This window comes from Streptomyces sp. NPDC006197 (assembly GCF_040613865.1).
GTDB lineage: Bacteria > Actinomycetota > Actinomycetes > Streptomycetales > Streptomycetaceae > Streptomyces.
Genome location: NZ_JBEXSZ010000234.1, coordinates 1 through 8,006, shown reverse-complemented (window position 1 = coordinate 8,006; position 8,006 = coordinate 1). Strand labels below are relative to the sequence as shown.

The following is an 8,006-nucleotide window of genomic DNA, read 5'->3' as shown; positions in this document are numbered from 1 at the left end:
CCGCCGGCCTCGTCGCTCGCGACCACCCCGCACGGGCCCTTGAAGCCGTGCCGGATGGAGATCTGGCCGGTGCTCGCGGCGTAGAACCAGGCGATCGGTTGTGCGCCGCCGCTGGGGTGCGGGTCAGGGCGCGGAACGCGGAGGCGCCGCTGAGCGCGCCGTCCCGTGTGCCCACCCGTCCCGCCCCAGCGGGACGATTGCCCACACGGGGGGCGGGCGCCGCCCAGCAAGCGCGGGCGCGGGCGGCGTCCATCGTCTCCGAGCGTCCCCGCGCCGGAAGCGCTCGAAGACGTCCGGCAGGTCGAGGCCGCCCCGTTCGAGGAGTGACTCCCCGAGGAGGACCGCCATCTGCGTGTCGTCCGTCGCCTCGCCCGGTTCCCAGCCGCCGCCTCCGCACAACTCCCCGACGCCGTCCGGGAATCGTTCCCGGAAGACGCCGGGCAGGCCGAACTCGAAGGGGGCGCCCAGCGCGTCGCCGACGGCGGAGCCCAGTACGGCGCCCACGGCGCGGTCGATGTCGGACATCCGGCCAGGGTAGGGCGCGTGGTGGCCGCGCGGTCCGCCCCGGTGGGGGCGGACCGCGGCCGTCACGCCGGTTCGGGTACCGGCTGTCGCTTCTTCCCGGTCGTCCGGAACGCGCGGACGATCAGGAACAGGGGGAGGCCGACGGGGGAGAGGAGGATGGTCAGGAGGAGCAGGGGGGCCATCAGGAGCGGGGGGATCGCGAGGCGGCGGGCCTCGCGGTACATCCACTGGCCGAGGAGGAGGTCCCAGGCGATGACCTGGGCCCAGAGGGCGCCGGCGCCGTTCGCGAGGGCGGTGAGGGCGCGGAAGGTGTCGATGTCGGGGCTGCTGACCGCGGCCCACAGCTCGGGCAGGACGGGGGCGGCGAACACCGCCCAGAGGACCAGGAGGGGCAGGACGGTCAGCGGCGAGGCCGCGAGCCGTTCCGTACCCCGCCAGCGGGGCGCGAAGATCATGAGCAGCCAGACCGGCGCCGCGAGGAAGAACGTCAGCTCGAACAGGAAGCCGGTCATGCCGCGACCTCCTCGGTGCGGGCGGGGGAGGCGGCGGTGGTGGTGGTGCGGAGGGACAGTGCCGCGGCCGCCCCGCCGAGCAGCACGATGGCCCCCGCGCCGGCGAGCGTCGCGCCGTCCGGTGCGAACAGGGCCTGACCGCGCAGTGCCTGCCAGGTCAGCAGGACGAAGGTCGCCGCGTACGCCGCCGAGGCCGTGAGCGTGAGGCGCAGCCGGACCCGCTCGTCGGCCAGACGGGCGAGGCCGGGGAAGCGGGCGGAGCGGGCGGCGAGGGCAGTGAGGACGATCAGCAGCAGCGGGAGCAGCTGAAGGGCGTGCATGCCGAAGAAGTGGGCGATGCGCAGGTCGCCGCCGGTGGTCGCCCAGCCGGTGAGCGGCATCGACGGGCCGCCGTCCGGGACGCCGACGCTGTGGGCGCCGACGATCGGCGAGTCGTCGACGGCCAGCTGCTCCGGTGTCGGACGGACCATCAGGAAGCCGACGGCCGTGCCCGCCAGGGCGATCAGGGAGGACAGCCGGACGGCCCAGGCCATCGCCCGATCGAGGATCCGGGCGCGCAGCAGCAGTACCGCGATGACCAGGGCGGCCAGCCACAGTACGACGACGGTGGCGCCCATGACCGCGAAGACGGCGCTGTCGAAGGGGGTCGCCTGGTTGAAGTGGCTCTGGGTGCCGCGGATCACCTGGAGGGTGATGAGCACCATCTCGACGGTGCTGGCGACGGTGATCACCGTCCCGGCCCACCAGCCGACCCGCCGGCCGCGGGGGAGCAGCGAGAGCATCCAGGCCAGCGAGAGCCCGTAGGCGACGAACGAGACCGAGAACTTGAACGGTTTGGTCCAGATGGGGACGCCGACCAGCATCCGGTCGTCGACGACGATGCCGACGGCGGAGACGAGGGCGAGGACGCCCATCGCGGCGGCGAACCAGACCAGGGGGCGGTGCAGCCGGAGAGGCGGGGTGACGTGGGCGCGTGGGTTCGACGAAGACATACGGATCCCCCGTGGGAAACTATGGATAGTGGCACTAGCCACTATCTGATAGCGCCACTATCTATGATGGGGGCGTCGGTCGGCAAGGCCGGAGAGGGATCTGGAAGGTGAACGCGCTGTGCGCATCGGAGAGTTGAGTCGCAGGACCGGGGTGTCGGTACCGACGATCAAGTTCTACGTACGGGAAGGGCTGCTGCCCGCCGGCGAGCTGACGAGCCCGAACCAGGCGTCGTACGGAGAGGCGCACGTGCAGCGACTCCGTCTGATCCGGGCGCTCCTCGACGTGGGCGGCCTGTCGGTGGCGGCGATCCGCGGGGTGGTCACGGCGGTCGACGACCCGGAGCGGTCGGTGCACATGGTGCTGGGCGCGGCGACCAGGCCTTTGGTGCCGCGCTACGACCGCGAACCCGGCGCCGGCATCGAGGAGGCGCGGAAGGCGGTCGCCGGGCTGATCGCCGCGCGGGGCTGGCACGCCGACCCCTCCGGCCCGGCGTCGGACGCCCTCGCGACGACCCTCGTGACGCTCGACGAACTCGGGCACGGCCGGTTCGTCGAAGTCCTGGACGCGTACGCGGGCGCGGCGGAGGGGGTGGCGCGGGCCGACCTGGACTACGTGGCGCGCCACGTGGCGCGGGAGGAGCTCGTCGAGAGCGCGGTCATCGGCACGGTCCTCGGCGACGCGATCTTCTCCGCGCTGCGCCGCCTGGCCCACGTGGACGCCTCCGACCGCGTCTTCGGCCGGACGGCGGAGGACGGGGGAGCGGAGGGCGGGGGAGCGGAGGGCAGGGAAGCGGAGGGCAGGGAAGCGGAGTGACGGAGGGGCCCGGGGCTCTCGTCGCCCCGGGCCCCTCGGCTCAGCTCTCCTGCTCGCGCTCCACCTGGTCGTTCCACTCGCGCTTGATCGCGCGCCACGCCTCGTCCGACTTGCCCAGGCGCCAGTAGCCCGAGATCGACAGGCGCTCCCGCGCCACGCCCCGGTCGAGCCGCAGGTGCCGGCGCAGCTCCTTCACGAAGCCCGCCTCGCCGTGGACGAAGGCGTGCACGTCGCCCGCCGGGAAGTCCAGTGCCGTGACCGCCTCGACCAGCGCCTCGCCCGTCGGGCGGTCGCCCCGGTGCAGCCACGTGACGTCGACGCCCGTCCCCGACGCCAGCTTCTGCTCCTCGGCCGCGTCCGCGACCTCGATCAGGACGTGCGCCCTCGCCCCCTCGGGCAGCCGCTCCAGGGCCGCCGCGATCGCCGGGAGCGCGCTCTCGTCGCCCACGAGCAGGTGCCAGTCCGCCGCCGGATCCGGCGCGTAGCCGCCGCCGGGGCCGAGGAATCGCACCGTCTCGCCCGCCTGGGCGCGCGCCGCCCAGGGGCCCGCCAGGCCCTCGTCGCCGTGGACCACGAAGTCGATGGTCAGCTCCCGGTGGACCGGGTCCCACGCCCGCACCGTGTACGTCCGCGTCGTCGGCCACTGCTCCCGGGGGAACTCCGCCCGGATCCGCTCCATGTCGAACGGCTCCGGGTAGGCGACCCCCTCCGGGGCGAACAGCAGCTTCACGTAGTGGTCGGTGTAGGCGTCCGCCGCGAAGCCCTCGAGTCCGGGCCCGCCCAGCACGACCCGCACCATGTGCGGAGTGATCCGCTCGGTGTGCACCACACGGGCTTCGGTGGCCTTCGGTGCCTTGCGGGCCGGCTGCTCTGCCACGACGGGCTCTCCTGACTCTGCGTACTTAGGTATGCCTAAGCTAGCATCCTCCGGCAAGAGGCGCCTGACATGACCCGAACAGCCCCTCCCGTCAGCGCTCCAGGACCGGCAGCAGGCGGCCCACCGCGCCGCCGAGACCCCAGCGCTTCACCAGCACCTCAAGGGCCTCCGGGTCGCGAGGAGCGGTCGGCAGGGCCGGGTCGAACTCCGGGAGCGGCACGTCGGCGGCGACGCGCACCACCGTCGGCGCCACGTCCAGGTACGCGGCCGCCTCCACGATCCCGCGTCGCTTCGCGGGCGTCAGCCTCGACGTCCGGTCCTCCGCCGCCGCCCGGACGCCCGCCAGGTCCCCGTACTCCGTGATCAGCTGCGCCGCCGTCTTCTCGCCGATGCCCTTCACGCCGGGCAGCCCGTCGCTCGTGTCCCCGCGCAGCGCCGCGAAGTCCGCGTACTGATCGGGCCGCACCCCGTACTTCGTGCGGATCAGCTCCGCGTCCACCAGGTCGCAGTCGCCGACGCCCTTGCGCGGGTACAGCACGCGGACGCCCCGGGCGTCGTCCACCAGCTGGAACAGGTCGCGGTCGCCGGTGACGATGTCCACGGGCCCGCCGGCGCGGCCCGTCAGCGTCCCGATCACGTCGTCCGCCTCGTAACCCGCCGCCCCGACCCGCGCGATGCCGAGCGCGGCCAGGACCTCCTCGATCACCGGCACCTGCGGGGACAGCGTGTCCGGGACCTCCTCCACGTCCGCGCCCGTCTCCGTCTCCACGGCCACCCGGTGCGCCTTGTACGAGGGGATCAGGTCCACCCGCCACTGCGGCCGCCAGTCCTCGTCCCAGCAGGCGACCAGATCGTCGGGGCGGTGGTCCTGGACGAGCCGGGTGATGAAGTCGAGCAGCCCGCGCACGGCGTTCACCGGGGTGCCGTCCGGTGCCCGGACGGAGTCCGGCACGCCGAAGTACGCGCGGAAGTAGAGGCTGGCGGTGTCGAGGAGCATCAGGCGTCGCGTCACACCCCCGATCATGCCGCACCCCACCGACAGGCCCCTCGCACCGACAGCCTCCCCCGCCGACGGGCCCCTCCCGGCCGCGGCCCCACCCGCCTCGGGGGGCACACGCGTGACCCCTGTCACCTTTGCGTTTGCACCCTGTGAAGCAGGGCATGCGCGAGCCCGGAGCGGAACCCGGTACGGGATTCAACGAAAAGAATCCCCGTACGCGACGGGCCCGCGGGCCGATCCCGCCCGCTCCACGGCCCAGCCGCGCGGGGGTGGTGGGGCCGTTCTTCGTCGCTACCCGTGAGGTGTATGTGTCCAGGCTCCAGGCCGACCATCTGTACAAGGTGTTCGGCAGACGACCCGAGGAAGCCGTCCGCAGGCTCGCCGACGGCGCCGAGCGCGAGGAACTGCGCGCCGAAGGAACGACCGCCGCCGTCGTCGACGCCGGCTTCGTCGTCGAACCCGGCCAGATCTTCGTCGTGATGGGCCTGTCCGGCTCCGGGAAGTCCACCCTTCTCCGCATGCTCAACGGCCTGCTGGAACCGACCGCCGGCCGGGTCCTCTACGACGGCCACGACCTCACCGCGCTCTCCCCCCGCGAGCTGCGCGAGGTCCGCTCCACCAAGATCAGCATGGTCTTCCAGCACTTCGCACTGTTCCCGCACCGAAACGTCCTGGAGAACGCCGCCTACGGCCTGGAGGTCCAGGGCGTGCCCCGCGCCGAGCGCGAGACCCGCGCCGCCGAGGCCCTCGAACTGTGCGGCCTCGCCGGCTGGGAGAAGTCCTGGCCCGACGAGCTCTCCGGCGGCATGCAGCAGCGCGTCGGCCTGGCCCGCGCCCTCGCCACCGACGCCGACCTGCTCCTGATGGACGAGTCCTTCAGCGCGCTCGACCCGCTGATCCGCCGCGACATGCAGGACCAGCTCCTCGTGCTCCAGCAGCGGCTGAAGAAGACCATCGTCTTCATCACCCACGACCTCAACGAGGCCATGCGCCTCGGCGACCGGATCGCCGTCATGCGCGACGGCAGGATCGTCCAGCTCGGCACGGCCGAGGACATCCTCGTGCGCCCCGCCGACGACTACGTCGCCTCCTTCATCCAGGACGTCGACCGCTCCCGGGTGCTCACCGCCGCCGCCGTCATGACCGACGCGACCGCCCCCGTCGACTGCGCCGACGACTGCGCCTGCCGGCCCGTCGGCCCCGACACCCTCGTCGCCGACCTGTGCGCCGTCGCCGCCCTGGCCCCGCACCCGGTGACCGTCGAGGACGCCGACGGCTCCGTCCTCGGAGTCGTACCGACGCAGCGGCTCCTCGCCGTCATGGGCGGTGTCGCCGCGACGAACGTCCCGTTCCCCAAGCCCCGGGAGGTGACCGCCCGTGCCTAGGCTCCCCCTCGGCCAGTGGGTCGACAGCTCCGTCGACTGGCTCCAGGCCCAGTTCTCCTGGCTCTTCGACGCCGTCACCACCGGCGTCACCGGCCTCTACGACGGCATCGACGCCGTCCTGTCCGCACCCCAGCCGCTGCTCTTCGCCGGCATCCTCGCCGTCGTCGCCTGGTGGCTGCGCGGCCTCGCCGCCGGTGCGCTCGCCTTCGCCGGCTTCGCGCTCGTCGACTCGGTCCAGCTGTGGGACGAGGCCATGGCGACGCTCTCCCTCGTCCTCGTCGCCACCCTCGTCACCCTGGTGATCGCCGTCCCGCTCGGCATCTGGGCGGCCCGCTCGAAGACCGTCAGCGCCGTCCTGCGGCCCGTCCTCGACTTCATGCAGACCATGCCGGCGATGGTCTACCTCATCCCCGGCATCATCTTCTTCGGCGTCGGCGTGGTCCCCGGCATCATCGCCACCATCGTCTTCGCGCTGCCCCCGGGCGTGCGCATGACCGAGCTCGGCATCCGCCAGGTCGACGGCGAACTCGTCGAGGCCGCCGAGGCGTTCGGCACCACCCCGCGCAACACGCTGCTGCGCGTCCAGCTGCCGCTCGCCCTGCCGACCATCATGGCCGGCGTCAACCAGGTCATCATGCTCGGCCTCTCCATGGTCGTCATCGCCGGCATGGTCGGCGGCGGCGGGCTCGGCGGCGCCGTCTACCGCGCCATCGGCAACGTCGACATCGGACTCGGCTTCGAGGCCGGCGTCTCCATCGTCGTCCTCGCCATGTACCTGGACCGGATGACCGGCGCGCTCGGCCGCCAGGTCTCCCCGCTGGGCCGCCGCGCCGTCGCCAAGGCCCGCGCCGCGCTGAGCGCCAAGCGGCCCGGCGCCAAGCTCTGGACCCACCGCCCGCAGCCCGTCACCGCCCTCGTCGGCGTCGTCGTCCTCGCCCTCGCCGCCGGCGGCATGGGCTTCCTCGGCGGCTCCGGCGGCGCGACCTCCACCACCGCCTCGGGCCCGAACGGCGGCCACGGCAAGAAGGTCAGCATCGGCTACATCCCCTGGGACGAGGGCATCGCCTCCACGTACCTCTGGAAGGAGCTCCTGGAGCGCCGCGGCTACGAGGTCGAGACCAAGCAGCTGGAGGCCGGCGCCCTCTACACCGGCCTCGCGGGCGGACAGGTCGACTTCCAGACCGACGCCTGGCTCCCCGTCACCCACGCCCAGTACTGGAAGAAGTACCAGAACAAGCTGGAGGACCTCGGCTCCTGGTACGGCCCCACCTCCCTGGAGCTCTCCGTCCCCTCGTACGTGAAGGGCGTCGACTCCCTCGCCGACCTCAAGGGCAAGGCGGGACAGTTCAAGGGCCGGATCGTCGGCATCGAGCCCAGCGCCGGAATGATGGGCATCCTCAAGGACAAGGTCCTCAAGGACTACGGCCTGGAAGGCGAGTACAAGGTCGTCGACGGCTCCACGCCCGGCATGCTCGCCGAGCTGAAGCGCGCGTACGACCGCAAGGAACCCGTCGTCGTCACCCTCTGGTCGCCGCACTGGGCCTACTCCGCCCACGACCTGAAGAAGCTCGACGACCCCAAGGGCTCCTGGGGCAAGGGCGACGGCGTCCACACCCTCGCCCGCAAGGGATTCGCCGCCGAGAACCCCGAGGTCGGCACCTGGCTGAAGGACTTCTCGCTGACCGAGAAGCAGCTCACGGACCTCGAGGCCGTCATCCAGGAGACCGGCAAGGGCAAGGAGCAGCAGGCCGTCCGCACCTGGCTGGACCGGAACCCCGGCCTCGCGGAGAAGCTCGCCCCGCAGTAGGGCCCTTCGCTCACTGGCCTCGGTCACGGACATCAAGCGCCTCACCATCTGGGGCAACCACTCCGCGACCCAGTACCCGGACATCTTCCACGCG

7 protein-coding genes and 1 pseudogene are annotated in these 8,006 nt (G+C 72.7%); 3 read left to right on the top strand and 5 right to left on the bottom strand.

What is annotated here, in order from left to right; translation table 11 throughout:
- Positions 1–276 precede the first annotated feature (276 nt).
- The 3 genes and pseudogenes from ABZ318_RS38155 to ABZ318_RS38145 all read right to left on the bottom strand — a co-directional run.
- Positions 277–525 (bottom strand): annotated as a pseudogene (locus ABZ318_RS38155) (ADP-ribosylglycohydrolase family protein); the annotation flags it as partial.
- 62 nt (positions 526–587) lie between these two features.
- Complete coding sequence (locus ABZ318_RS38150; RefSeq protein ID WP_356907011.1) at positions 588–1,037, bottom strand: ABA4-like family protein; 450 nt, start codon at positions 1,035–1,037, stop codon at positions 588–590.
- The gene (locus ABZ318_RS38145; protein WP_356907013.1) at positions 1,034–1,951 is read right to left on the bottom strand and encodes a hypothetical protein; all 918 of its coding nucleotides are present in this window, start codon (positions 1,949–1,951) and stop codon (positions 1,034–1,036) included. The genes ABZ318_RS38150 and ABZ318_RS38145 overlap by 4 nt, the downstream gene beginning before the upstream one ends.
- Positions 1,952–2,147: 196 nt before the next feature.
- Here ABZ318_RS38145 and ABZ318_RS38140 point away from each other — a divergent pair, with 196 nt between their 5' ends.
- Positions 2,148–2,843, top strand: a complete 696-nt coding sequence (locus ABZ318_RS38140; RefSeq protein ID WP_356907010.1) for a MerR family transcriptional regulator — start codon at positions 2,148–2,150, stop codon at positions 2,841–2,843.
- 40 nt (positions 2,844–2,883) lie between these two features.
- Here the strand turns inward: ABZ318_RS38140 and ABZ318_RS38135 are convergent, their stop codons facing one another.
- Complete coding sequence (locus ABZ318_RS38135) at positions 2,884–3,720, bottom strand: siderophore-interacting protein (protein WP_356907009.1); 837 nt, start codon at positions 3,718–3,720, stop codon at positions 2,884–2,886.
- Positions 3,721–3,811: 91 nt separating this feature from the next.
- Positions 3,812–4,717, bottom strand: coding sequence for a 5'-3' exonuclease (locus ABZ318_RS38130; protein ID WP_356907012.1), 906 nt, complete (start codon positions 4,715–4,717; stop codon positions 3,812–3,814).
- A gap of 311 nt (positions 4,718–5,028) precedes the next feature.
- Between ABZ318_RS38130 and ABZ318_RS38125 the strand changes: the two genes are divergently transcribed.
- Together ABZ318_RS38125 and ABZ318_RS38120 are read left to right on the top strand one after the other, a co-directional pair.
- Entirely contained in the window at positions 5,029–6,105 is a 1,077-nt protein-coding gene (locus tag ABZ318_RS38125) for a glycine betaine/L-proline ABC transporter ATP-binding protein (RefSeq protein ID WP_356907008.1), read from the top strand.
- A complete protein-coding gene (locus tag ABZ318_RS38120; RefSeq protein WP_356907007.1) occupies positions 6,098–7,912 on the top strand; it encodes an ABC transporter permease/substrate binding protein in 1,815 nt (604 codons plus the stop codon). The genes ABZ318_RS38125 and ABZ318_RS38120 overlap by 8 nt, the downstream gene beginning before the upstream one ends.
- Positions 7,913–8,006 lie beyond the last annotated feature (94 nt).